At 38.1% G+C, this 24,775-nt stretch carries 26 protein-coding genes; all 26 read left to right on the forward strand.

All coding sequences use genetic code 11. The features are described 5' to 3' along the window. The first annotated feature begins 10 nt into the window (after positions 1–10). The 26 genes from prsW (at position 11) to MHH51_RS11885 (ending at position 24,775) form a co-directional block, all read left to right on the forward strand. Entirely contained in the window at positions 11–679 is a 669-nt protein-coding gene (gene prsW, locus MHH51_RS11760; protein WP_147207804.1) for a glutamic-type intramembrane protease PrsW, read from the forward strand. A gap of 503 nt (positions 680–1,182) precedes the next feature. Beyond that, positions 1,183–1,962 (forward strand): spore cortex-lytic enzyme, encoded by a 780-nt coding sequence (gene sleB, locus MHH51_RS11765; RefSeq protein ID WP_147207803.1) that lies wholly within the window; start codon positions 1,183–1,185, stop codon positions 1,960–1,962. Between the two features lie 16 nt (positions 1,963–1,978). Continuing rightward, positions 1,979–3,322: a germination protein YpeB gene (gene ypeB, locus MHH51_RS11770; protein ID WP_147207802.1), complete on the forward strand. Its 1,344-nt coding sequence runs from the start codon at positions 1,979–1,981 to the stop codon at positions 3,320–3,322. A gap of 187 nt (positions 3,323–3,509) precedes the next feature. Then, complete coding sequence (cmk, locus tag MHH51_RS11775) at positions 3,510–4,199, forward strand: (d)CMP kinase (RefSeq protein WP_147208060.1); 690 nt, start codon at positions 3,510–3,512, stop codon at positions 4,197–4,199. Positions 4,200–4,298: 99 nt separating this feature from the next. Next, positions 4,299–4,880, forward strand: a complete 582-nt coding sequence (locus MHH51_RS11780) for a lysophospholipid acyltransferase family protein (RefSeq protein ID WP_147207801.1) — start codon at positions 4,299–4,301, stop codon at positions 4,878–4,880. 115 nt (positions 4,881–4,995) lie between these two features. Then, positions 4,996–6,129 (forward strand): 30S ribosomal protein S1, encoded by a 1,134-nt coding sequence (gene rpsA / locus MHH51_RS11785; RefSeq protein ID WP_147207800.1) that lies wholly within the window; start codon positions 4,996–4,998, stop codon positions 6,127–6,129. Between the two features lie 109 nt (positions 6,130–6,238). Continuing rightward, positions 6,239–7,135 (forward strand): YIEGIA family protein, encoded by an 897-nt coding sequence (locus tag MHH51_RS11790; protein ID WP_147207799.1) that lies wholly within the window; start codon positions 6,239–6,241, stop codon positions 7,133–7,135. Continuing rightward, a complete protein-coding gene (locus MHH51_RS11795) occupies positions 7,136–7,321 on the forward strand; it encodes a hypothetical protein (RefSeq protein ID WP_147207798.1) in 186 nt (61 codons plus the stop codon). Between the two features lie 648 nt (positions 7,322–7,969). Continuing rightward, positions 7,970–9,280 carry a ribosome biogenesis GTPase Der gene (gene der / locus MHH51_RS11800; protein WP_147207797.1) on the forward strand — a complete coding sequence of 437 codons (1,311 nt, stop codon included), beginning with the start codon at positions 7,970–7,972 and terminating at the stop codon, positions 9,278–9,280. Positions 9,281–9,294: 14 nt separating this feature from the next. Then, positions 9,295–10,335 carry an NAD(P)H-dependent glycerol-3-phosphate dehydrogenase gene (locus tag MHH51_RS11805; protein WP_339286200.1) on the forward strand — a complete coding sequence of 347 codons (1,041 nt, stop codon included), beginning with the start codon at positions 9,295–9,297 and terminating at the stop codon, positions 10,333–10,335. 57 nt (positions 10,336–10,392) lie between these two features. After that, complete coding sequence (locus MHH51_RS11810; RefSeq protein WP_147207795.1) at positions 10,393–10,653, forward strand: stage VI sporulation protein F; 261 nt, start codon at positions 10,393–10,395, stop codon at positions 10,651–10,653. Between the two features lie 298 nt (positions 10,654–10,951). After that, a complete protein-coding gene (locus MHH51_RS11815) occupies positions 10,952–11,149 on the forward strand; it encodes a DUF2768 domain-containing protein (protein WP_147207794.1) in 198 nt (65 codons plus the stop codon). Positions 11,150–11,165: 16 nt separating this feature from the next. Then, on the forward strand, positions 11,166–11,885 hold the full coding sequence (locus MHH51_RS11820; protein ID WP_339286202.1) for a hypothetical protein: 720 nt from the start codon (positions 11,166–11,168) through the stop codon (positions 11,883–11,885). A gap of 465 nt (positions 11,886–12,350) precedes the next feature. Further along, positions 12,351–13,829 carry a stage IV sporulation protein A gene (gene spoIVA, locus MHH51_RS11825; RefSeq protein WP_147207792.1) on the forward strand — a complete coding sequence of 493 codons (1,479 nt, stop codon included), beginning with the start codon at positions 12,351–12,353 and terminating at the stop codon, positions 13,827–13,829. Positions 13,830–14,453: 624 nt separating this feature from the next. After that, positions 14,454–14,726 (forward strand): HU family DNA-binding protein, encoded by a 273-nt coding sequence (locus MHH51_RS11830; protein ID WP_147207791.1) that lies wholly within the window; start codon positions 14,454–14,456, stop codon positions 14,724–14,726. A gap of 129 nt (positions 14,727–14,855) precedes the next feature. Beyond that, positions 14,856–15,077 carry a trp RNA-binding attenuation protein MtrB gene (gene mtrB, locus MHH51_RS11835; RefSeq protein WP_147207790.1) on the forward strand — a complete coding sequence of 74 codons (222 nt, stop codon included), beginning with the start codon at positions 14,856–14,858 and terminating at the stop codon, positions 15,075–15,077. A gap of 601 nt (positions 15,078–15,678) precedes the next feature. Further along, on the forward strand, positions 15,679–16,449 hold the full coding sequence (locus MHH51_RS11840; RefSeq protein WP_339286206.1) for a heptaprenyl diphosphate synthase component 1: 771 nt from the start codon (positions 15,679–15,681) through the stop codon (positions 16,447–16,449). An 18-nt stretch (positions 16,450–16,467) separates the two neighbouring features. Continuing rightward, positions 16,468–17,175, forward strand: a complete 708-nt coding sequence (menG, locus tag MHH51_RS11845; RefSeq protein ID WP_147207788.1) for a demethylmenaquinone methyltransferase — start codon at positions 16,468–16,470, stop codon at positions 17,173–17,175. Between the two features lie 39 nt (positions 17,176–17,214). Then, positions 17,215–18,186, forward strand: coding sequence for a heptaprenyl diphosphate synthase component II (gene hepT / locus MHH51_RS11850; protein ID WP_156985357.1), 972 nt, complete (start codon positions 17,215–17,217; stop codon positions 18,184–18,186). 95 nt (positions 18,187–18,281) lie between these two features. Beyond that, complete coding sequence (gene ndk / locus MHH51_RS11855) at positions 18,282–18,728, forward strand: nucleoside-diphosphate kinase (protein ID WP_147207786.1); 447 nt, start codon at positions 18,282–18,284, stop codon at positions 18,726–18,728. Positions 18,729–18,798: 70 nt separating this feature from the next. Then, on the forward strand, positions 18,799–19,572 hold the full coding sequence (locus MHH51_RS11860) for a protein-glutamate O-methyltransferase CheR (RefSeq protein WP_281289804.1): 774 nt from the start codon (positions 18,799–18,801) through the stop codon (positions 19,570–19,572). 188 nt (positions 19,573–19,760) lie between these two features. Further along, the gene (gene aroC / locus MHH51_RS11865) at positions 19,761–20,930 is read left to right on the forward strand and encodes a chorismate synthase (protein WP_147207785.1); all 1,170 of its coding nucleotides are present in this window, start codon (positions 19,761–19,763) and stop codon (positions 20,928–20,930) included. Continuing rightward, entirely contained in the window at positions 20,931–22,007 is a 1,077-nt protein-coding gene (aroB, locus tag MHH51_RS11870; protein WP_339286208.1) for a 3-dehydroquinate synthase, read from the forward strand. It abuts the gene before it with no gap. Next, positions 22,004–22,390: a chorismate mutase gene (aroH, locus tag MHH51_RS11875; RefSeq protein ID WP_339286209.1), complete on the forward strand. Its 387-nt coding sequence runs from the start codon at positions 22,004–22,006 to the stop codon at positions 22,388–22,390. Before aroB ends, aroH begins: the two co-directional genes overlap by 4 nt. A gap of 173 nt (positions 22,391–22,563) precedes the next feature. Beyond that, positions 22,564–23,658, forward strand: coding sequence for a histidinol-phosphate transaminase (gene hisC / locus MHH51_RS11880; protein ID WP_147207782.1), 1,095 nt, complete (start codon positions 22,564–22,566; stop codon positions 23,656–23,658). 13 nt (positions 23,659–23,671) lie between these two features. Continuing rightward, on the forward strand, positions 23,672–24,775 hold the full coding sequence (locus MHH51_RS11885; RefSeq protein ID WP_147207781.1) for a prephenate dehydrogenase: 1,104 nt from the start codon (positions 23,672–23,674) through the stop codon (positions 24,773–24,775).

Consider the following 24,775-nt stretch of genomic DNA (forward strand, 5'->3'; position numbering starts at 1 on the left):
GTAAGAATTAATGATAGCTGCTCTATCTGCTGGTATCGCCCCTGCTGTAGCTTTTATGACTTTTATTTATTTACGTGACCGCATCACGGAACCGATTTGGCTCATAGCCCGCATGTTTGTGGCAGGAGCTTTAATTGTGTTACCGATTATGTTTATTCAATATGGGATTCATGCTGAGCTGGATAATATTCCGAATATTATTGAAGCATTCCTGTTTAGTGCTTTTATGGAAGAATTTTTTAAGTGGTTTATGTTTATGTTTTTGATTTATCAGCATGAAGAATTCGATAACCACTACGATGGAATAGTATATGCCAGTGCAATAAGCCTGGGATTTGCTTCACTGGAAAATGTATTCTATTTATTATCAAATGGAATTGAATTTGCATGGATGCGTGCACTGTATCCTGTCTCGTCCCATGCGCTATTTGGGATTATTATGGGGTACTATTTAGGCAAGGCAAAAATGAATTCAAAATACAAACGCAGATACTTAACCATCGCATTTTTGCTGCCATTTTTATTACATGGTATATACAATTACATACTTCTCGGATTGAATCAATTTATTATTATCTTATCGATTTTTTTAGCTGGTGTATGGGTTTTTGCAATTTACCGGTTAAAACACGCCAGAACTTATGATATCCGTTTTTTGCCTGACAAGTTTATAAAATAAACAAATAGATAAAAAAGCTGACGAGCCGGTTCGTCAGCTTTTTTATTGTTCGGAAATAATTATTATCTATCAGTAATCTGGTTGATTTTAAATGTTTATGAATAAAAAGAAGAATTGCACAAAAAATAGGCTTAGATAAAACGAAACTTCATTCTTTGAGATTTCTCTCATGGAATGCGAGTTGAGTGAATCAGGAAATCAGCTTACCTGATCTTCTGCCTAAACTAAAAATACAAGTTTTTATAACCTGTAAAATTGCTTGTATGACCAATATGTGAGACTGAGGCTGGGACTGGGACAGCGATTACTCGCCCACCAGAAACATTTGCAGGCAGTCTTCCAACTAAAAGTGCTGATAGGTTGTTAGGGCGGAGATTTATGGACGGTTATCCGTGATTAAAATTTCTCTTTGGCTATACTTTCTTTGAGCTGCTTTCTAAAAAATTATAGGAGGGCAGTTAATTTGATGAAAAAGCTTAAGAGAAGAAAATGGAGGCATAAATATGAACAGAGTTCACAGACCTATGATTTATAGCTTAACACTCTTTGTATTCCTATCTGCATTTATTTTCGCTAAGCCGGAACAGACAAATGCATTTAGTGATCAAATAATTCAACAAGGGGCTGTTGGAGAGGACGTTATTGAATTACAAGCCAGATTAAAGCATATTGGTTTTTATAATGGCAAAATTGATGGTGTATTTGGCTGGGGGACATATTGGGCTTTAAGGAATTTTCAATATGAATTTGGAATGGAAATCGATGGTCTCGCCGGGCAGACAACAAAAGATAAGCTTACGAAGGCAACAAACTATGATAAAGAAAAAGTAAAGCAGGAAATGTATGGCACAGGCTCTGCTCCATCAGGAGGAAATAATGGGGGCGCGGAAAGTACTCCTGTCAACTCCACGAATGTCCCGCAAGGATATTCTAATAATGATATTCAGCTGATGGCCAATGCAGTGTATGGGGAAGCCAGAGGAGAACCTTATGAAGGTCAGGTAGCTGTAGCAGCTGTGATTCTGAATCGGGTAAACAGCCCATTATTCCCGGATACGGTATCTGGCGTTATTTTTGAGCCGAGAGCATTTACAGCAGTTGCAGATGGACAAATATGGCTTGAGCCGAATGAGCAGGCGAGAGAAGCTGTGCTCGATGCTATTAACGGCTGGGACCCTTCAGGAAATGCACTGTATTATTTTAACCCGGATACAGCAACTTCAGGCTGGATTTGGACACGGCCACAGATTAAAACAATTGGAAAGCATATATTCTGCAGTTAGAAAGGTGTGAAAATGAATGTATCGTTGGATTACAATTACATTGTTGACAGTAGCTCTTATTTCTGTATCTATTTGGGGCTACCATTCAAATAAACAAAAAAATGATTTATATGTTCAAGCCGAGAATGAATATCAAAGGTCCTTCCATGAACTGACATACAATATGGATGTGTTAAATGATCAAATAGGAACCTCATTAGCAATGAATTCACCAGACAAATTATCGCCACAGTTCGTTGATATTTGGCGAATCAGTTCAAATGCTCATGCAAATACAGGGCAGCTGCCAATGGGCCTGCTGCCAATTCATAAAACGGAAGAATTTCTATCAGAATTAGGAGATTTCACGTACCAGACTGCTATTCGTAATTTGGATGACGATCCTTTAACAGATGAAGAAACAGAACAATTGGAAAAATTTTATAAACAATCTGGAGAAATAAGAGATGAGCTTAGGGAAGCACAGCATCTTTCCTTAAGCAACGGAACAAAATGGATGGATGTAGAACAGGCTTTATTAAATACAGATGGTGAAAAAGATAATGATATGGTTAATAGCTTCCAAACAGTAGAAGACTCTTTTAACACCTCTACGGAGGAGACTCCTGAAGAAAGTACCACCAGTACTGAAACAGAAGAACATCCTTATAAAAATGTAACTGGTAACGAGCTAACGGAAGAAGAAGCAGTGAAGAAAGCTGAAAAGATTTTTGGCAAGGAGGATGGAGCCGATTGGACGGTTACAAAATCGGGCGATGGTGCATTAACACCTATGTACAGTGTCTCCTATGATGAGAACGGGGAACGGGGCTATGCAGATTTAACAGTGAAGGGCGGTCATCCACTTAATTTATTAATTTCCAGAGAAACAGGCGGGAAACAATTAAGTTTGAATGAAGGATTTGAAATTGCATCTGATTATCTTTCAGAGCTTGGATTTGATGAAATGCAGCTTTTCCAAAGCAGTGAATATGATAAGGTTGGCATTTACTCCTTCGTATATGAAGATGATGGTGTCCGGGTTTTCTCTGATGCTGTAGAGGTAAAAGTAGCTTTAGATAATGGAGATATTACAGGATTGACAGCAAACAATTACTTTAAAAATCATGTTGAACGCGACATCCCAGATCCTGCTATTTCTGAAGAAGAAGCTCGTGATGCAGTAAATCAAAATGTAACTATTCAAGAAAATCATCTCGCGATTATTGATGATAGCCAAGGAGAAGAAATTCTGACTTATGAATTCTTGGGAACACGAGATGATGCAACTTACCGAATATTTATTAACGCAGAAACTGGCGCTGAAGAAAAAATTGAAAAAATGACAGATGCCGAGATTAATTACAATTCTGTTATTTAAAATAAAAATGAAGTCCCAACGTAATAAATAAAAAAAGCTGCCTTCGAAAAAAGATTAGCATCTGATTTTCGAAGGCAATTTGCATTAGTAGCATTTGCAACGTGATAAATAAATTCGGAATATGTTATGATTATATTGTATAGAACTTGCTTGGCAAAAGTCAGGCTTTTTAATGGCAGGAGTGAAAATAATGGATAGTATTTCAATTGCAATCGACGGACCGGCAGCAGCTGGAAAGAGTACCGTTGCAAAGCAGATTGCAAAAAGATTAGGGATTATTTATATTGACACAGGAGCGATGTATAGAGCACTTACTTTTCAAGTGCTTCAAGAGGATATTGATCCTGAAGATGAAAAGGCAGTAATGGAAATTTTAAATAAGATTGATATTCGGCTTGTTCAACAGGAAGATGGTCAGCATGTATTGATTGATGACAGGGATGTAACTGAAGCAATCCGGTATCCAGATGTTACTGCATCTGTTTCCGCAATTGCAAAGCATTCTGCAGTACGGAAAAATATGGTGTCAGCCCAGCAGGACCTTGCAAAGGACCACAGCGTTGTGATGGATGGACGTGATATAGGTTCTCAGGTATTACCTGATGCTGATGTAAAAATATTTCTGATTGCTTCTGTATCTGAACGGGCAAAACGCCGCTTTGAGGAAAATAAACAAAAGGGCATCCCCGCTGACTTACATACGCTGGAAAAAGAAATAGAGAGACGGGACGATCTTGACTCCACTCGCGAAGTATCTCCATTGGTAAAAGCAGAGGATGCCATTGAACTGGATACTACTTCCCTCTCCATTGATGATGTTACTGAAAAAATTCTCGAAATATGCCAGCCGTTTATTAAAAAACTTGGTATTCGCTAAGTCAATATGTAAATAATTAAGCTGCGTTTTCATTGGCTGAGATACTTGTTATTTCCATTTGCTGAAGAGAGTGTGTCAAGAACCAGGAGGTGTATCTCCATGCTGTACAATTTTGCAAAATTTATTTTTACTATTCTTTTTTATCCGATGTACCGGATTAAAGTGACAGGAAAGCATCATATACCAAAAAAAGGACCGGTCATTATTTGTACCAATCATACTTCTAACCTTGATCCTCCTGTGGTAGGAACAACAGCATCAAGAACAATCCATTTTATGGCGAAGGAAGAGCTTTTTAATGGGAAATTCTTAGGCGGGCTATTAAGAAGAGTGCATGCTTTTCCAGTCAAAAGAGGATTGGCTGACCGAAATGCTCTAAGAGGAGGATTGAAGATTTTAGAAGAGGGAGAAACACTGGGTTTATTTCCAGAGGGGACCAGAAGTAAGGATGGCAAGCCGGGAAACCCCTTGCCGGGAGTCGGCTTTTTTGCTCTCAGATCTCAAGCAGAGGTCGTTCCTTGTGTTATAATCAGTGAATATAAATTATTTCGTCGTACGAAGGTTATTTATGGAAAACCGATGGATGTAGAATCATTTCGAAAAAATAAAGCTTCTGCAAAAGAGATGTCAGAGGGAATTATGGAAGAAATCAGAAATTTATACGAAATTCATAAAAATTAATTGACTTTACTTGACAAATAAAACTAATTATTAGAAGTTATAAGTAGAGTAAATGAATAATCTTTTTTCTATTCGATTGTTTGAATAGGTGAACTGTAACTAGGAGGCTAAGGATATGAGTGAAGAAAATAAAGACCTTCATGTATTAGAAGTTGGTGCAACAGTGACGGGGACAGTTGTAAAATTAGAAGAAAAACAAGTTCTTGTTGATATCGGATATAAAACAGAAGGAATTTTGCCGATAAGTGAACTTTCCACACTTCATGTAGAAGCCACAACTGATGTGTTATCAGAGGGGGAAGAGGTCACTTTAAAGGTAAAGAAGATTGATGATGATGAAGTTGTGTTATCGAAAAAAGCTGTAGATGCAGAGCAGTCATGGGAAGAATTGGAAAGAAAATATGAGCAAGGAGAAGCTTTTGAGACAACAGTAAAAGAGGTTGTTAAAGGTGGACTTGTTGTTGATGTAGGAGTAAGAGGTTTTATTCCGGCGTCATTAGTTGAAACATATTATGTGGAAGATTTCAGCGATTATCTGGATCGTACACTAAAAGTAAGAATTACTGATATTGACCGGACACAGAATCGTGTCATTTTATCTCATCGGGCTATTGTAGAAGATGAGGAAAAAGATCGAAAAGAAAAAGTTTTGCAATCATTAAACCCCGGTGATGTAATTGAAGGGGTCGTACAACGGATTACAAATTTCGGTGTATTTGTTGATCTAGGAGGAGTCGATGGACTTGTCCATATCTCACAATTAGCACATGAACATGTTGAAAAGGCTTCAGATGTTGTTTCTGAAGGAGATAAAATTAAAGTAGAAGTTATTTCTGTAGATTTAGATAGTGAGCGTATCTCTTTATCTCATAAAAATACACTGCCTGGACCTTGGGCTGAAGTAAGTGAAAAAATTAAGCCGGGTTCAACGGTAGAAGGTGTTGTAAAGAGATTAGTCAGCTTCGGAGCATTTGTTGAACTGCTCCCAGGAGTTGAAGGTCTTGTTCATATTTCTCAAATTGCTAACCGCCATATCGGCACGCCACAGGAAGTGCTTGAAATTGGACAGACTGTTGCTGTTAAGGTATTGGATGTCAATGAAGAAGAGCAGCGCATCTCTCTAAGCATTAAAGAGCTGGAGCAGGAACAAGAGGAAAAGGAATACAAGCAATATGAAAAATCTGATGATCAGCCAGGCTTCCAGCTTGGTGATGTGATTGGTGATCAACTGGATAAATATAAACAATAATTGAAATGAAAAAGCTGTACATGCCTATGTACAGCTTTTTTCTGTTGATTTTTTTAATAATCCATTGAAACCAAGCCATACTAACACTTAAGAAAAAGAGGTGGTTTGTATGGGAATTGAATCTTACTTACAGGCAATTTTATTTGGAGTTGTTGCAGGGACACTGGCCAGATTAATCACATTACGAAGTGATTATAGACAGTATCCCACTTATTTGCATGGCAGGATTATTCACTTATCATTAGGGTTTATTGCTGCATCACTTGGAGCATTGGCTATTCCTGCTTTACTGGAAATGGAATTTACAGCAGTAACCTTCCTGACAGTAGCGGCAACACAATTTAGAGACGTACGAAATATGGAAAGAAATACGCTGACGGAGCTTGATCAATTTGAATTGGTACCGAGAGGAAGCACGTACATTGAAGGGATTGCCATTTCCTTTGAAGGAAGAAATTACCTTGTCATGTTTGCAGCCTTTTTAACAACACTTGCTTACATTACATGGGGATGGTTTCCTTCTACTGTTGTTGGTGTATTAACAATTGTTGCAGCGCTTAGCTTTATGAGCGGATCTGCATTAAGGGACATTGTCGAAATCGAGGAATCGGATATCTCCTTCGATGAAGCTGGTCTGTATGTCGATAATATTTATATTATGAATATCGGGATAGAAGAGAGACAGGAAGAAATTTTAAAGTATGGAATGGGTTTTATTCTAAAACCAAAAAACATAAATGTTATCACTACGATAAGTAACCTGGGCCAGCAACAGGCTATTTTGCATGATGCTTCTGCTACATTAGGTGTTTATAAAGATTCAGGCACACCTGCATTAACACCTTTGATAAAACGTGATTTAGATGATGGCAGACTGGGAGTTTTTATTTTGCCGCTTGTCCGCGATCCAGAACTGGCAAAAAAAGTAATCGGATCCGTTCCTGTATTAGAAAATGCAATTAAAATGCCTTCCGAAGCTACATTTCTAAAAGGGGGTAAAAAGTAAATGATTGTCGAAAAAGCAATTTTAGCTATTATAACTACAAAAGAAGAGCAAGTCGGAGGAGGAGCTCCTATTTTTATCTGCACGTCGAATGAAGAGCTTCAATTATTTTCAACGAACCTGGAAGCAATTATGGATGGTATCGCCCATCGCTTAAGTGACGAAGTCTATATTATTGTAAAACACTAACTACAAAAATAACTATGAGAAGATTTTTAAAATGATTGTTGAAACTGGCTGTTACTGTGCTCCGACTCCTACTTAGAAATTTCAATTTTTCTCTATTCTTGAAGCGGGAGTCTTACAAAAGCCCTTCGATGGGACGAGTAATCGCAATGATTTTCGGTGGGGCTAGTAATCGCAGTCCTAGTCCCAGTCAGTTACAATGTGATAAATTTCGTTGTGGAACTTCCCTACTTTTGCTAGAATAAAGACTGAGATGCAGTTAGAGAGTATGCTGCATTGTATAACCTGCTGATATATTAGAGGATGTTCAAAAAGTCCAATAAAAATGATACGGCGAATTTCTTCGTTGGTTTGCTTTTCCGGTACTCACGTATGTTAAAGCATAGAGGAAAACTTCTGTTAAGAACATCCACGTCCTGTGGACAACACAGAAGTCACCACATCCTGTGGATGTCCGTTCCTCAAATCGGCACCGCCTTGAACTTTCAACGCACAGGACGTGCTAGTGTCGGCGTTGCAACAACTCTTTTCGATGGGGTGAGTAATCGCAAGCCCAGGACGTTGCGACCTTAGCCGACTGGTCCTATTTATCGAACTTTTTGAACACACACTATTTAGAAGGAATTTTGAAAAAGAGAGGATGTTCCTTACGTGAGGAAATCTGTAGTAGCGATTGTTGGGAGACCAAATGTTGGTAAATCAACTATCTTTAATCGATTAGTTGGAGAAAGAATTTCCATTGTGGAAGATACACCTGGTGTTACCCGCGATCGTATTTATTCTAAAGCCGAATGGTTAAATCAAACATTTAACATAATAGATACTGGCGGTATTGAAATGGTTGATGAGCCATTATTAAATCAAATGAGACAGCAGGCCGAAATTGCTATTGATGAAGCAGATGTCATTATTTTTATGCTTAACGGCAGAGAAGGCATTACAGCAGCTGATGAAGAGGTTGCGAAGCTTTTATTCAAATCAAATAAACCTGTTGTATTAGCCATTAATAAAATGGACAACCCGGATATGCATGAAATGATTTATGAATTTTATGCTCTAGGCTTTGGACAGCCGTTTCCTATTTCCGGTACACATGGTCTTGGGCTCGGGGATATGCTTGATGAGGTTGTAAATCATTTTCCGAGCAATGAAGAGGATGAAAAAGATGATGATACAATTTACTTCAGCTTAATAGGCCGTCCAAACGTAGGAAAGTCATCACTGGTAAATGCGTTATTAAATGAAAACCGTGTCATCGTAAGTGAAATAGAGGGCACAACAAGAGATGCTATTGATACAAAATTACGCAAAGATGATCAGGATTTTGTAATTATTGATACAGCTGGTATGCGTAAGCGCGGTAAAGTTTATGAAAGTACAGAGAAATATAGCGTTTTGAGGGCATTACGGGCAATTGAACGCTCTGATGTGGTCTTAGTATTGATTGATGCAGAAACAGGCATCAGAGAGCAGGATAAGAAGATTGCCGGGTATGCACATGAAGCAGGGCGCGCAATCGTTATCGTTGTGAATAAATGGGATACAGTTGACAGCGATGAAAAAGCTATGAAAGATTTCGAAACAAAAATTCGGGCACATTTTCAATATTTAGATTACGCACCAATTGTATTTTTGTCCGCAAAAACAAAAAAACGGCTTCATACGTTAATCCCGATGGTTCAATTAGCAAGTGAAAGTCATGCGAAGCGTATCCAGACAAATGTCCTTAATGATGTAATTATGGATGCTATCGCGATGAATCCGACACCAACGCTTAAAGGAAGAAGACTGAAAGTGTTATATGCTACACAGGTAGCTGTTAAACCACCTAGTTTTGTAGTTTTTGTAAATGATCCTGAACTAATGCATTTCTCTTATGAAAGATTTTTAGAAAATAAAATTAGAGATGCTTTTGATTTTACAGGAACTCCAATAAAATTATTTGCACGCCGAAGACAATAAGGGGGAGATATGATATGAGTAAAATTGCAGTACTTGGCGCAGGGAGCTGGGGAACAGCACTTGCAATTGTTTTAGCTGATAACGGACATGAAGTGCGATTGTGGGCACATCGGAAAGAGCATGCAGATGAAATGAATCAAACACATCGAAATGAAAAATATCTGGACGTAGAAATTCCTGATACCATTACAGCATTTTATAACATGGAAGAAGCTGTTAAAGATGCTGAGGCAATTATTGTCGTTGTGCCAACAAAGGCAATTCGCGAGGTTTGTAAGCAGCTGAAAAATTATATCTCTTCAAGTACGCAGATTATTCACGCTACAAAAGGAATCGAGCCTGGTACGTTAAAACGTGTATCGGAAATGATGTCTGAAGAGATGCCAGATTTCCCTTATGAGAATATTGTTGTGTTATCCGGGCCGAGTCATGCTGAAGAAGTAGCACTGCGTCACCCGACCACAGTGGCTGTATCAGCTGTCAACCTGGATAGAGCACGCCAGGCCCAGGATTTATTTAACAGTGAAAATTTACGCGTTTATACAAGTGATGATATTCTGGGAATCGAAGTAGGCGGAGCTCTAAAAAACATCATTGCCTTGGGAGCCGGTATCTCAGATGGTCTCGGCTATGGAGATAATGCGAAGGCAGCACTGATTACACGTGGATTAGCAGAAATCGCCCGTCTCGGCACTTCGCTGGGTGCAAATCCTTTAAGTTTCCTTGGGTTATCTGGTGTAGGTGATTTAATTGTTACCTGTACAAGCGTTCATAGCAGAAACTGGAGAGCTGGAAACCTGTTAGGAAAAGGAAACAACTTGGATCAAGTTTTAGAGGAAATGGGAATGGTTGTAGAAGGTGTCCGGACAGTTCAAGCAGCACATCAATTTGCAAAAGAACAAGGTGTCGAAATGCCGATTACGCAAGGGATTTATCAAATAATTTTTGAAGATAAGGATCCAAAAGATGTTGTAGATGAATTAATGAACCGGAATAAACGTCAGGAAATAGATGATATCAGTGGTGTCTTAAAGGAGCGTTACTCGGATAAATAACACATAAATTCACTTCTTGCATATAATGTGACGAATGAACTGCAAGGAGGAAATGATGTGAATAATTTTCAAAAAGGTATGTTTGATAAGATCCAAAAGAACACTAATATCCGTCCTGAGGAAGTCTATAAAGTAGCTGATTCAGTAAAAAATGCAAATTTTTCTGATGAAAAAACCGTTCGCAATCTCGTACAGCAGCTCGCGCAGATGGCTAACAAACCCCTTTCGAAGGAAAAAGAAGATAAAATTGTACAATCCATTATCAAAAATAAAATGCCTGGAGATGTCAATACTCTAAATAATATGTTTAAAAAATAGCATTTTATAGGCAATTGAGGATACAGAGTTACAAGATAATGCATAAGATAAATCGCACCAGCATTCAAGGAATAGAGTTGCTGAGGATTTTATTTAGTCAACCTATGGTGAAGATGCCCCCTTTGCCATAGGTTTTTACATGTACACAAAAAAAGCTCTTTAAAGCATATGTATGGCCGCTCTGGTAACGGTTTTCAATGTTCAACGTTTCGTCAGTTATCAGAAGGCACATAAATCATGAGTTATGTTATAATAACACCTGTTGAAATGTATTTTGAGTGAAATAGGGGTGAAGGTTTTGTCAATATCCATGTTAATGATGTATATATCCTTTGTCGGGATGTTTTTATTAATCTTAGCTATGGGCTTGATTGTATGGAGCAGAACGAAGCTGCGAGGCTGGTTTAGTGGTATTATTACATTTTTAGCTTATTTATGTCTCATAAGCGGAGCTTTGATTATTTTATACGTTACATTTAGTGGACCAACAAGATAGGAAAAGGAGTCTCATTATGAAATATACATATTTATTTGCGATGTCTTTCATTTTTCTACTTTTAAGCGGCTGCATGTATCCTCAAAGTGAACGGTCAGAAAACCAGATTCCAAATGAAGAACAGTTAGCTATTGTGCAGCAGGCAGTTGAGACTTACAGAGAAGAAGAAGGCGGCTTAGTTCCGATTCAAACAAAAGACAGTGATACACATATTTTTGAGAAGTATTTGATCGATTTTAAACAGATGCTGGAAAAAGGTTATCTATCTGAAATACCTGGAAATTCCTTTGAGCAGGGCGGCGTATATCAGTATACAATTGTTGATCCGGAAGAAGATCTGCTTGTCCGGCTTATTGATTTGCAAACGACAGAGCAGATTCGGAGTGTTAATGTCCGATTAGATGTTTTCAGACAAGAGCATACTTATCCAGCTTATGGAGAAAAAATAACAGATCAGCTATATACAGTCGATTATGAAAAGCTCGGCTTAGAGAAAGCGCCGACTGTGAAAAGTCCCTTTTCTCAAGCTGATTTACCGATTATTATGGATTTAAACGGAAATTTATATATTGATTATTCTTATGACCTGAATCAGGCGTTGGAAGAGAATGATCACAATTATAAAGAGGGAGATGACATCCGCTATCTTTTAGTAGAGAACTCTCCGTTTGTACCTGCATATTCACAGCCATATACGGTAAAAGACGGACAAGCTGTATTTATGGAAGAAGAGTAAATAGAAAAGCCATACAGTTTATTATAAGGCTGTGTGGTTTTTTTATTTTCAGGAAATTATAAGATTATTTGCTTGTGGGTAACTATTTGTAAAAAATAGTCACGTCAAGCTGCAATCAATAAAACCGGAGAGCTGGTAAATAAAACGCTCCCTATTTCTTGTTCTCTTAAAATATTTATTTTTTGCAGTTAAAAAAGTTATATCCAAAAATAGAATAAAAAGAAGCCTTCCTCATATACATGAGATATAAAGTTTGTTTTAAAGTGCAACTTTTCTAAATAAAGCCTCTGACTTTTTAGGGGCTTTTAGAAAATGAAACTTTACATTACTTCATCTAAGTCTGATGGACGTGTGATAAAAATATGTGAAACTTAGTCATAAACTAATAGGACAACGTCATAGACTGTTAGTGTCCAACTATTACGGGTGATGTATATCAAAGTACGGAGATCGGGAGGGGATCTTTTGGAAAAAACAGATATTTTTAAGGATATATCGAAACGTACAAATGGCGACATATATCTTGGAATCGTCGGAGCAGTCCGTACAGGAAAGTCCACCTTTATTAAGAAATTCATGGAGTTAGTTGTACTTCCTAATATTGAAAGTGAAAGTGAAAGAGCCAGAGCGCATGATGAATTACCACAGAGTGCTGCCGGCAAAACCATTATGACGACAGAACCGAAGTTTGTTCCTAATCAGGCTGTTCAAGTTAATGTAGAGGATGGATTAGAGGTGAATGTCCGCCTCGTTGACTGTGTAGGCTATGCTGTAGAAGGTGCAAAAGGGTTTGAGGATGAGAATGGCCCGCGTATGATTCATACGCCATGGTATGAGGATCCTATCCCATTTCATGATGCGGCAGAAATCGGAACCCGTAAAGTAATTCAGGAGCATTCCACGATTGGTGTTGTAGTGACCACAGATGGCACGATCGGAGAAATAGGCAGAGAAGATTACATTGAAGCAGAGACAAGGGTTATTGAAGAGTTAAAAGAAGTTGGTAAGCCATTTATTATGGTTATTAATTCAACAGATCCGCATAGCCAAAGAACTTCCTTGCTTCGGGAAGAACTATCGGAGCAGCATGATATTCCTGTTTTAGCGATGAGTGTAGAAACAATGACAGAGCATGATGTTTACAGCGTGCTGCGTGAAGCGTTATTCGAGTTTCCAGTACTCGAAGTAAATGTGAATCTGCCCAGCTGGGTGATGGTTTTAAAAGAAGATCATTGGCTTCGTCAAAATTATCAAGAAGCAATTCAAGATACTGTTAAGGATATAAAACGCTTGCGAGATGTAGATCATATCGTCGGTCATTTCAGGGATTTTGAATATATTGAAGGTGCGAACTTAGCAGGGATGGAAATGGGCGAGGGCATCGCTGAAATTGATTTACATGCACCTGATCAACTATATGATCATGTGTTAAAAGAAATTGTAGGCGAAGAAATTCGGGGCAAGGATCATTTATTAGAGCTGATGCAGGACTTTGCCTATGCCAAAAGAGAATACGATCAGGTTTCAGGAGCATTGCAAATGGTAAAACAAACCGGCTATGGAATTGCAGCACCAACTTTGGAAGACATGCAGCTGGATGAGCCGGAAATCATCCGTCAGGGATCAAGGTTTGGTGTCCGGTTAAAAGCGGTCGCACCATCTATTCATATGATCCGTGTCGAAGTAGAATCTGAATTCTCCCCAATTATTGGGACAGAGAAGCAAAGTGAAGAATTGGTTCGCTATCTGATGCAGGATTTTGAAGAAGACCCGTTATCTATCTGGGAGTCCGATATTTTCGGAAGATCGCTCAGCTCTATTGTCAGAGAGGGAATTCAGGCCAAAATTTCTCTCATGCCGGAAAACGCAAGATATAAATTAAAAGATACATTAGAAAGAATCATCAACGAAGGTTCAGGCGGTTTAATCGCCATTATACTTTAAGCAGCTAAATCTATAGCTGCTTATTTTTTTGTGAAGAAAAACATCTGGTATTAAAAACATGAGGTTACTGCCTGAGAGATATCCACTCCAACGTTTTTTGACAGGGCGGGTAATCGCAGTCCCTGCCCCATCCCAGTCTCAAAAAGGATATTTGGTTAAGCTCGTGACACCATGTCGCAACACCAACCTGACATATGTGTTTCCTTCTCCTCTATGAAAAGTATTTTCTTGGAGGAGAGGGTGCATTTTTTTGTCATTGTGATTTCCCATTCTAAGAAATTATCATGGCGTCTATCTTTAGCCGCTCTTTTATACTTTCTTCGCACTAAAAATTTTTTTTACTGCGAACGGCAAAAAAATCTTGTAAACACCGTATAGATTTATGGAAAGATGACAATGCTTGTTTAGTAAGAGTTTAGCCTATTTCTCTTAAGAAAAAGGAAATTTTATGTAAAATCTCAATAAATTCTAGAAAAATCGATAGTTTTTGTTGAATTTTATCTCAAACTCGTTTATTATAAGCCTTGTCATCACATATTAGGGTGACTTTAATGAAACAGACCATGAATAGACACACTAACTAGTCTATTTGTCTAATGAACATCCTGGGAGGAGGTGAATGTCATGAATAAAACAGATTTAGTAAATGCTGTGGCTGAAAAAAGCGATCTTTCTAAAAAGGACGCAACAAAAGCTGTGGATGCAGTATTTGAAGCAGTCATGGATTCACTAAAAAATGGTGAAAAAGTACAATTAATCGGTTTTGGTAACTTTGAAGTTCGTGAACGTTCTGCACGTAAAGGACGCAATCCACAAACAGGAGAAGAAATCGAAATTCCTGCAAGCAAAGTTCCTGCTTTCAAACCAGGTAAAGCTCTTAAGGATAGTGTAAAATAATATTTTACATATCCGGAGTGTACAAAAGAGAGGAGCACGTTCTTGAACGTGCTCCTCTCCTTTATTTATGAATAAAAATATATTTATTTTAATTTAAATAGAGATTTACATATACAGGAGGGGTAATTGATGAACGATCAAAATTTCAAAGCAGATTATTTTGTTATTAAAGCATTAGAAGATGGAGTACATGTTATCGGACTGACTCGCGGGAGTAACACAAAGTTCCATCACTCTGAAAAACTGGATGAAGGTGAAATTATGATTGCTCAATTTACAGAACATACTTCTGCTATTAAAGTTCGCGGCAAAGCACTTATCCAGACAAGTCATGGAGAAATGGAAAATTAATAAAACGAAACTTTCTTCCCCGAGTGCTTTATAGAGTGACTAATACCTCATCAAAAATTGTTTCATCTTAAGAGAAAATATTGGGGTGAATAAGCGGGGTCCCACCCATGGTTCTCTGTCCCGTTATTTATTCTCTTTGATAGATTGACAGTCATTGTTATAGAGGACGTTCAAAAAGACCTAAATGATGAGCGGCAAGCTGTTTCGTTGATGTGTTTCTCAGATAATACCGTATCTGAAGAAGAATATAAAGGAATTTCTGCTGCGCAGAACTTCTCACATCAAGAAGACTGATCTCCAGACCACGGAAATCCTAGTGTTTTTTCTGGGGCAGCGATGACTCTTCCTGCTGAAAACCATTAACTCTTTTTTGAATACATACTTAAAGATTATTCCATTTATCACCTTGCCAAAATGCTTGAAATATCCACTCTTACAAAGCATACTGTTTCTGGGCCCTAAAGATATAATTGTCTTGAGATAAGGTTTTTTATATTTTTTTGGACAGGCCCGTAGCAGAATGAATTCTTTCGTTTTTATAAAATGTAAAATGTGCTATAATAACTAGAGCAATGGAAAGGCTGAAAGGATCCGGGTGATAGTGTTGACTACATTTTTGACAACAGATAAAGGTTATAGAAAAATACTGGAAAATAAATTGTATGATTCATACATTTATAAGCATATACGTTATCCAGTTATCGATGAAGAAAAGTGGAAATTATTACTATTTCTCGTTGAACAGCATAGCTCGTTAACTCCTGTACAGCGTGAAAAGTATATTATTTCAACAATGCTTGTTCAAATTGCCCTGGATACACATGATTTTGTTCCAATTAAGCAAAAGGCTGATACAGAAAGTGAAATGGTGAAAAAACAGCTTCAGGTTCTTTCGGGAGATTACTACAGCGGATTGTATTATTTACTACTTGCAGAAGCAGGAGAAATCCAGTTTATACAGATATTGGCGAACGCCATTCGGGAAATAAATGAACTGAAGGTTACTCTATACTATGAGGAGCAATTACCGCTTGAAACATGGCTGAATATAAAAATGAAATTGAATGCTTCCTTGCTTGTACATGTTGCAAATCATTTGTATAACCCTGAATTAGAATCGATTATTCAAAATTGGCTTATGTATCGCCGAATAGACACAGAAGAAGCAAATTATGGACAGTCTTTATTACTTACAGAGTGGGAAGCACGTAATAATAAAGCAACTTCCATGCCTTTAATAGACGGGAAATTAATCCGGAACTATGAAAAAGCAGTATACAGTGCTATTTCTGATTTATCCGGTTCAAATTTGTTCATGGAACAATTTATTCATTCCCAGGAAACAAATGAAATGAGAACGTCAAGACTTTAAAAGGAAGTGTAATTAATTATGAGCTATTCATCAAAAGAAGAGCGCGTCCATCATGTATTTGAAAAAATATATGAAAACTACGACTCGATGAATTCTGTGATTTCGTTTAAACAGCATACACTATGGCGTAATGACGTTATGAAACGGATGCATGTTTCACCGGGAGACAGTGCATTGGATGTATGTTGCGGTACAGGAGACTGGTCTATTTCCTTAGCAAAAGCAGTAGGTGCTGATGGGAAAGTAATTGGTCTTGATTTCAGTGAAAACATGTTGTCCATTGCGAAAGAAAAAGGAGAACAGGAACAGTCAAATAAAATTGAATGGATACATGGCAATGCGATGGAACTTCCTTTTGAAGACAACCAATTTGATTATGTAACTATTGGATTCGGCTTACGCAATGTTCCTGATTATATGACGGTGTTAAAAGAAATGTATCGTGTTGTAAAACCGGGCGGGATGGTTGTTTGCCTGGAAACGTCACAGCCTACATTGATTGGCTACAGGCAATTATATTATTTTTATTTTCAATTTATCATGCCATTATTAGGAAAAATTATAGCAAAAAGCTATCAGGAATATTCCTGGTTACAAGAATCTGCGAAAGATTTTCCAGATAAGGATCAGCTGAAGCAAATGTTCTTTGATGCAGGCTTCAAGTTTGTTGATGTTAAGACTTATGCCGGTGGTGGCGCTGCCATGCACATAGGACATAAATCTTAAAAAACAAAATGAATTTACTAGTAAAATAAGGTGACTTACATGAAACTACCAAAGATTTATGGCTTTTTAACGAAAGATATGGACTCTATAGAAAAAACACTACAGAAGAGCATTCAGGCTGAACATCCCGTACTTCGAGACGCTTCTACGGCATTATTGAAAGCAGGAGGGAAACGTATTCGTCCTGTTTTTGTTTTGCTTTCTTGTCATTTAGGCAATTATGATTTTGATAAGATACAAAAAGTAGCTGTGACATTAGAACTTATTCATATGGCAACTCTTGTCCATGATGATGTGATTGATGAAGCAGAGCTCCGCCGCGGAAAACCGACAACCGCTTCTCAATATGGAAACCGAATTGCTATGTATACGGGAGATTTTATTCTTGCAAGGGCTCTGGAAGAGATAACAAAAATAGAAGATCCAAGAATACATACTTTATTATCAAAAACGCTCATAGAAGTATCTGTCGGAGAGATTGAACAAATAGAATTTAAATATCAATGGAACCAGAACTTTCGTGATTATCTTCGCCGTATAAAAAGAAAGACCGCTGTATTGATTGCATGCAGCTGTAAATTAGGTGCACTAGTTGGCGGGCTAAGTAATCAGGATGCTAATAAATTATACCGTTATGGTTATAATGTTGGTATGTCTTATCAAATTATAGACGATATTCTTGATTTCACTTCCACTGCAAAAGAACTTGGCAAACCTGCAGGGAATGATTTATTACAGGGTAATATTACACTTCCGGTTCTATATGCAATGGAGAATAAAGAATTAAGAGAACAATTCAAGACACTGATAAACAGTAATCAGGACATTGAACCGAAAACGATGCAAAAACTGATTACCGATTTAAAAAATACTGATGCAATTAAGAGAAGCTATGCAGTAAGCGACCTTTATTTACAAAAGGCATTAAAATCGTTAGATGGCCTGCAGGAGTCCAGAGCAAAGAAAAGCTTACAGGATATTGCGACATTTATCGGAAAAAGGCGTTCCTAGCAAAAATAGATATTGTTATTTACCAGGTAATTTGTTACTATTTTAGAGGTTACATTTTTCATTTATTATAATTACATAGGAATAGGGTGATTTTAATGGAGACAACTTTTTTAATGGTGAAACCAGATGGAGTGCAGCGTAACTTAATTGGAGATATTGTTGCACGTTTTGAGCAAAAGGGGTTTAAATTAGTCGGGGCTAAATTAATGACAATATCTACCGATTTAGCTGAAACACACTATAGTGAGCATAAGGAACGCCCATTCTTTGGGGAGCTGGTTGATTTCATTACTTCCGGACCAGTATTTGCAATGGTATGGGAAGGTGAAAATGTCGTAGCCTCAGCCCGTACAATGATGGGAAAAACAAATCCATCTGAAGCACTTCCAGGCACCATCCGGGGAGACTATGGTATTAATGTTGGAAAAAACATCATTCACGGTTCTGATTCTTTAGAAAGCGCTTCAAGAGAAATTGGGCTCTTTTTTGATGAGAAGGAATTAAATTCTTACGAAAAGCAAACTGAAGCTTGGATTTATTAAAGTGAAAGCGCTGCCGAAAACCTCCGTTAAAAGCGGAGGTTTTTGCGTAGGAGCAGAGGAGGATAATCAATTGAGAGACGACTATGATTTGATGAAACAAAAAGTGCATCAATCGCTTAAGCTTAATTTAAGCTTATATAAAGAAGCACAGATGAAACGCCGTATTACAACATTAAGAGATAAACATAAATTTACAAGCTATGTAGATTATTTTGCAGCTTGTCGGAAGGATTCTGCATTGCTGGAGGAATTCACAGAAAAATTAACGATTAATGTTTCTGAATTTTACCGTAATCCTAACCGCTGGGATGTTTTACAGAAAAAAATAATTCCTGAATTAACAAAGAATAAAAGAAAGATATCTATATGGAGTGCTGCGTGTTCAACAGGTGAAGAGCCTTATAGTCTTGCTATGATGTTAGAAGAGTACTTCCCGGCTTTAAACTATCAGATTCGTGCTACAGACTTTGATCAGGCAGTCTTAACGGCGGCAAAGCAAGGAATTTATCAGGAGCGCTCTTTGAAAGAATTACCAGCTGCTTTAAAGAAGAAGTATTTCACATCGCAGGGCACTATATTTCAGGTCAGCCCCTCTTTAAGAAAGCATATTCGTTTTGAACGGCATAATTTATTAGAAGATTCTTATCCTAAGGATGTCGATTTAATCGTCTGCAGAAATGTATTAATCTATTTTACGGATGAAGCTAAGAATACTATATTCCAAAATTTTAATAAGGCATTAGCTAAAGATGGCTGCTTGTTTGTCGGCAGTACAGAACAGATATTTAACGCAGAACGCTATGGCTTTTATCTGGAAGACAGCTTTTTTTATCGAAAACAATAAATTTACACTACCCGAAATGCATGATTATATGATATAGTAATTAGAAAACTTTCAACTATTTAAATGAGTAAAGTATATTCGATATTATCAAAAAAATATGACATGTTATTTTTAGTGGAAAAGTTTTGATGTCAGCAGGCTATACTTACTCAATTTTAATAGCTTCATAAGGTAAAGGAGAATGTGTAGTGCGTTACTTAACAGCTGGAGAGTCACATGGAAAACAATTAACGACAATTATTGAGGGTCTGCCATCACAGATGGAATTAAAAGCAGAGGATATTAATGAGAGCCTGCGCAGAAGACAAGGCGGGCATGGCAGAGGGAAGAGAATGCAGATAGAAAAGGATACAGTAGATATTACCAGTGGTGTGCGTCATGGATATACACTTGGATCTCCTGTTTCTCTTGTCATACATAATGATGATTTTAAGCACTGGACCGATATTATGGGTGCAGATCCTTTAGATGAAGGAGCCAAACTGCGCAGAGTGGTCACAAAACCACGCCCGGGACATGCTGATTTAAATGGCGGCCTTAAATACGGTCATCGGGATATGCGGAATGTTTTAGAACGTTCCTCAGCAAGGGAAACCGGTGCAAGAGTAGCTGCAGGTGCAGTGGCTAAATCTCTTTTAGAACAGTTGGGGATTTATGTGACAGGGTATGTAAAAGAAATCGCCGGTATCCGTGCAGAAGAAAAAACAGATTTAACCGCGAAAGAACGTGCTGAAATTTCCGGGAATTCTCCTGTAATGGTATTAGATTCAAATGTGGAGCAGCCAATGATTGAAGCAATTGATGAAGCAAAAAGCATTGGTGATTCTATCGGAGGTGTCTGTGAGGTTTATGTGGAAGGACTGCCGGCAGGAATTGGTTCGTACGTCCATTATGATAGAAAGCTGGACAGCAAGATTGCAGCAAGTGTAATCAGCATCAACGCATTCAAAGGGGTAGAATTTGGAATTGGATTTGAAGCTGCCCGTTTAAACGGCAGTGAGGTACATGATGAAATTGCCTGGAATGAAGAGGATGGATACTACCGCACAACGAATCGCCTGGGCGGCTTTGAAGGCGGAATGACGACTGGAATGCCAATTGTTGTACGTGGTGTTATGAAACCTATTCCTACTTTGATGAAACGTCCGTTACAAAGTGTGGATATAGAAACAAAAGAACCTTTCAAAGCAACCGTAGAAAGATCTGACGCTTGTGCAGTTCCTGCTGCTTCTGTAGTTATGGAGCATGTTGTCGCTTTTGAAGTTGCAAAAGCCATTACAGAACAATTTTCAAGTGACCGTTTCCCACAATTGAAGCAGGCAATTGACCAATACAGAGAAGAAATCAGGTGCTTCTAAATGAAACAGCTGACAATCCAGTCCAGCCAGCGTAACTATCCCATTGTGATGGAAGCTGGATTAAGGTTTCATATAAAAAAGTGGCTAAACAAGAAGTACAGCACTATCTTAATCATAACAGACGATGAGATAGCTGATAAATACCTGCAGGATGTCGCGGGAAGCCTTGGAGATCAGCATATCTATTCTTATATTGTGCCTTCTGGAGAAGAATCTAAAAGTATAGAGCAATATTATAAATTACAAACAAAGGCAATCGAGAGCGGTTTAGATCGTAAATCGCTCATCATTGCTTTAGGCGGTGGTGTAATAGGCGATTTGGGAGGATTTGTTGCAGCAACCTTTATGCGGGGAATCGATTATATTCAAATGCCGACAACTATTTTGGCACATGACAGCAGTGTCGGGGGAAAAGTAGCTATTAATCATGAATCAGGCAAAAACTTAATTGGCTGTTTTTATCCTCCGGCAGCTGTTTTATATGATACGGAAACCCTGAAATCCTTACCTTATCGTGAAGTCCGGAGCGGCTATGCTGAAATTTTAAAAGAAGGGCTTATTTCAGATAATCGTTTGTCAGAAGAATTGCTGGCTCTTTCTTTAAATCAGGTCTCCTCTGACCAATTAGAAAATCACTTAGAGGCCGGTATAAAAGTAAAAGCAAATATTGTGGAAGAGGATGAAAAAGAGTCTGGTGTCCGTAAATATTTAAATCTTGGCCATACGCTGGGACATGCATTAGAGGCTACACTCGGCTATGGAAAGGTAACGCATGGAGAAGCTGTAGCAAACGGTATGTTATTTGCGCTTCATGTAAGTGAAGATGTGAAGGGTGAGGAGCTTCCTTTTAATAAGCTGTACAATTGGATGAATGTGAATAAATATCCTATTGTCGACATAGAAGAAGAGAGTATTGCCAAGCTTATTAAAAGTATGAAGTCGGATAAAAAGTCAGTATCAGGCCACATTCAAATGGTATTATTAAATAAAGTTGGTGAGCCGACTGTCGAAAACTTAGATGATTCCTCTGTGGAGGCTTATATCAGAACATATATAGAGAGGATGAACAAGCTGTGACAAGAGGCGTACGAGGTGCTACAACCGTAGAAAATAATGAAGCTGGTGAAATCATTGAGCATACCAGAACATTAGTGCTGGAGATGGCTGAAAAGAATAATATTAAACCGGAAGATGTTTCCCATGCTTTTATTTCGGTAACAAAAGATGTGGATGCAGCATTTCCGGCAAAAGCATTACGTGAAATTAACGGATGGAAATATGTTCCTGTAATGTGTATGCAGGAAATAGCTGTTCCGGGCAGTCTGCCTAAATGTATTCGAATTATGATGGTTGTTAATACAGATAAGCAGCAGATAGAGGTGGAGCATACTTTTCAGAGAGAGGCTGTTAAGCTTCGTCCAGACCTTTTAGAGGATGTTCAAAAAGACCAACAAAAATGACGCATCGATAAGAGGGTCTGCTACTAAAAACGCCCACGTCGTGTAGGCAACGTAGAAGCCACTGCATCCTGCGGAAGTGCGTTGGCTTGCTTTTCCGTTGGGACTTTAGCCGAAGGGTCCTTTTTATCGGACTTTTTGAATGCTCATTTTTAGAAAGAAAGGATAGTTAAGCAATGAGAAGTAAAGAAGTATTAAAACAGCTCAGCCCATATAAACAAGGGAAGCAGACAAAGGATATTCAAGAGGAATTTGGGCTTGATTATATCGTTAAATTAGCTTCTAATGAGAACCCATATGGTTTTTCAGATAAGGTGAAGGAATTATTTCTGACAAATGAACCTGTATTTAATATTTACCCGGATGGCTATACATCCGAGCTTCGCTATTTAATCAGCGAAAAATTAAATGTGAGCCCGGAATCTCTTATTTTCGGGAGCGGCTCAGAAGAAATTATTCAGATGCTTTGTCGCTCTTATCTTACAGTAGGGGATCAGGTTATCATGGCAACTCCTACATTTCCGCAATATAAGCATTATGCTTTAATTGAAGGTGCGGAGATTATCGAGCATCCGGTTAATGAAGATGGAAGTCACCCGCTGGATAAAATGCTTGGTTCTGTACAGGATAATACAAAAATTATTTGGATTTGTACACCTAATAACCCGACAGGCACTGCCCTTTCTAAAGAAGAGCTGGAAGACTTTTTAAGCAAATGTCCTTCAGACGTTTTAGTTGCTTTAGACGAAGCATATTTTGAATTCTTACAGCCTGAAAAGAATGTAAATGCTCTGGGATTGTTGAAGAAATACCCCAATCTGATTGTTTTACGTACATTTTCAAAAGCATACGGCCTGGCCGGTCTCAGAATTGGCTATGGAATAGCAGATCCTTTAATCGTGGAAACCTTAGATAAAGTCCGTGGACCGTTTAATACAACATCTGCAGCACAACAGGCAGCTGTTATTGCTTTTTCAGACCAGGATTTTATTCAACATACTTATCAGGAAAACAAAAAAGTTTTAAAGCAGTTTCAAGCTTTTTTAACTTCTATCGGCTGGGATTATTATGAATCAGAAGCAAATTTTCTGCTTGTGAAAACACCCAAAAGTGGAATGGATGCTTTTGATTATTTAATTAAGAACGGTTTTATTGTACGTCCTGGAGAATTATTAGGAATTCCAAATACGATTCGTGTCACAATTGGAAAAGCAGAAGATATGAAGGTAATGGAAACAGTGTTAAGAAATTATCAAGAACAATTAAATTAGGTTAGGTGAACGTATGGAAAAGCAACAGGTATTAATAGCAGGACTCGGCCTTATTGGCGGGTCCATTGCTAAAGCAATCAAAAAAGAGTCCGAACATTACATAATCGGTTTTGATATAAGCGAAAGTACACTTCATTTTGCTTTGAATCACGGTATCATTGATGAAGCTTCGCCAAACTTTGATAAAGCGGCATTGAAAGCAGATATTATTATTATTTCGGCGCCGATTTCAGAGACGATACAGCTTATCTCACAGCTTGACAGTCTTCCGTTCACCAAGGAGGTCATTGTCTCAGATACAGCATCTGTAAAAGGTTCTGTACTTATTGCTGCTAATGATTTAACAAATAAATCGATCCGCTTCATTGGTGGACATCCAATGGCGGGCTCCCACAAGAAAGGGATTGAAGCAGCGAAAGCACATTTATTTGAGAATGCCATCTATGTTCTATCTCCGCTTGATAATGCAACAGAGGAAAATGTTGCTACATTGAGAGAAGTTTTATCTGCAACGAAAAGTAATTTTGTTGTGTTGCAATCGGATGAACACGATGAGATGACTGGAGTTATTTCGCACTTTCCGCACCTGATTGCATCATCTCTTGTCCACCAGGCGAGAAAATGGGAGAAAAAACATGCCTTTCTTCCAAAGCTTGCAGCGGGCGGGTTCCGGGATATTACTCGAATTGCTTCCAGTAACCCGGTTATGTGGCAGGATATTTTCTATCACAATCAATCGAAAATGTCCGCCATGCTAGCGGATTGGATTATTGAAATGGAGTACTTGAAAAAGCTGCTTGAAGATAATGAAAGAGAAGAAGTCATTACCTACTTAAACAGTGCCAAGAATTACAGAGATGGGCTAAATGAAGGTGAACGCGGTGCGATACCTGCGTTTTATGATGTTTATGTTGATATACCAGATCAGCCTGGTGCTATCGCTGAGGTTGCATTGATCTTGGCAAATGCGTCATTAAGTATTAAAAATATCGAAATTCTTGAAGTTCGGGAAGGAATTACAGGTGCACTACGCTTAAGCTTCTACACAAAAGAAGCACAGGTTGCAGGTCAGAAGGTATTAAAACAGCGTGGATTTGAAACAATGATTCAATCTTAA

Source organism: Oceanobacillus sp. FSL K6-3682 (genome assembly GCF_037976165.1).
Classification (GTDB): Bacteria; Bacillota; Bacilli; order Bacillales; family Amphibacillaceae; genus Oceanobacillus; species Oceanobacillus sojae.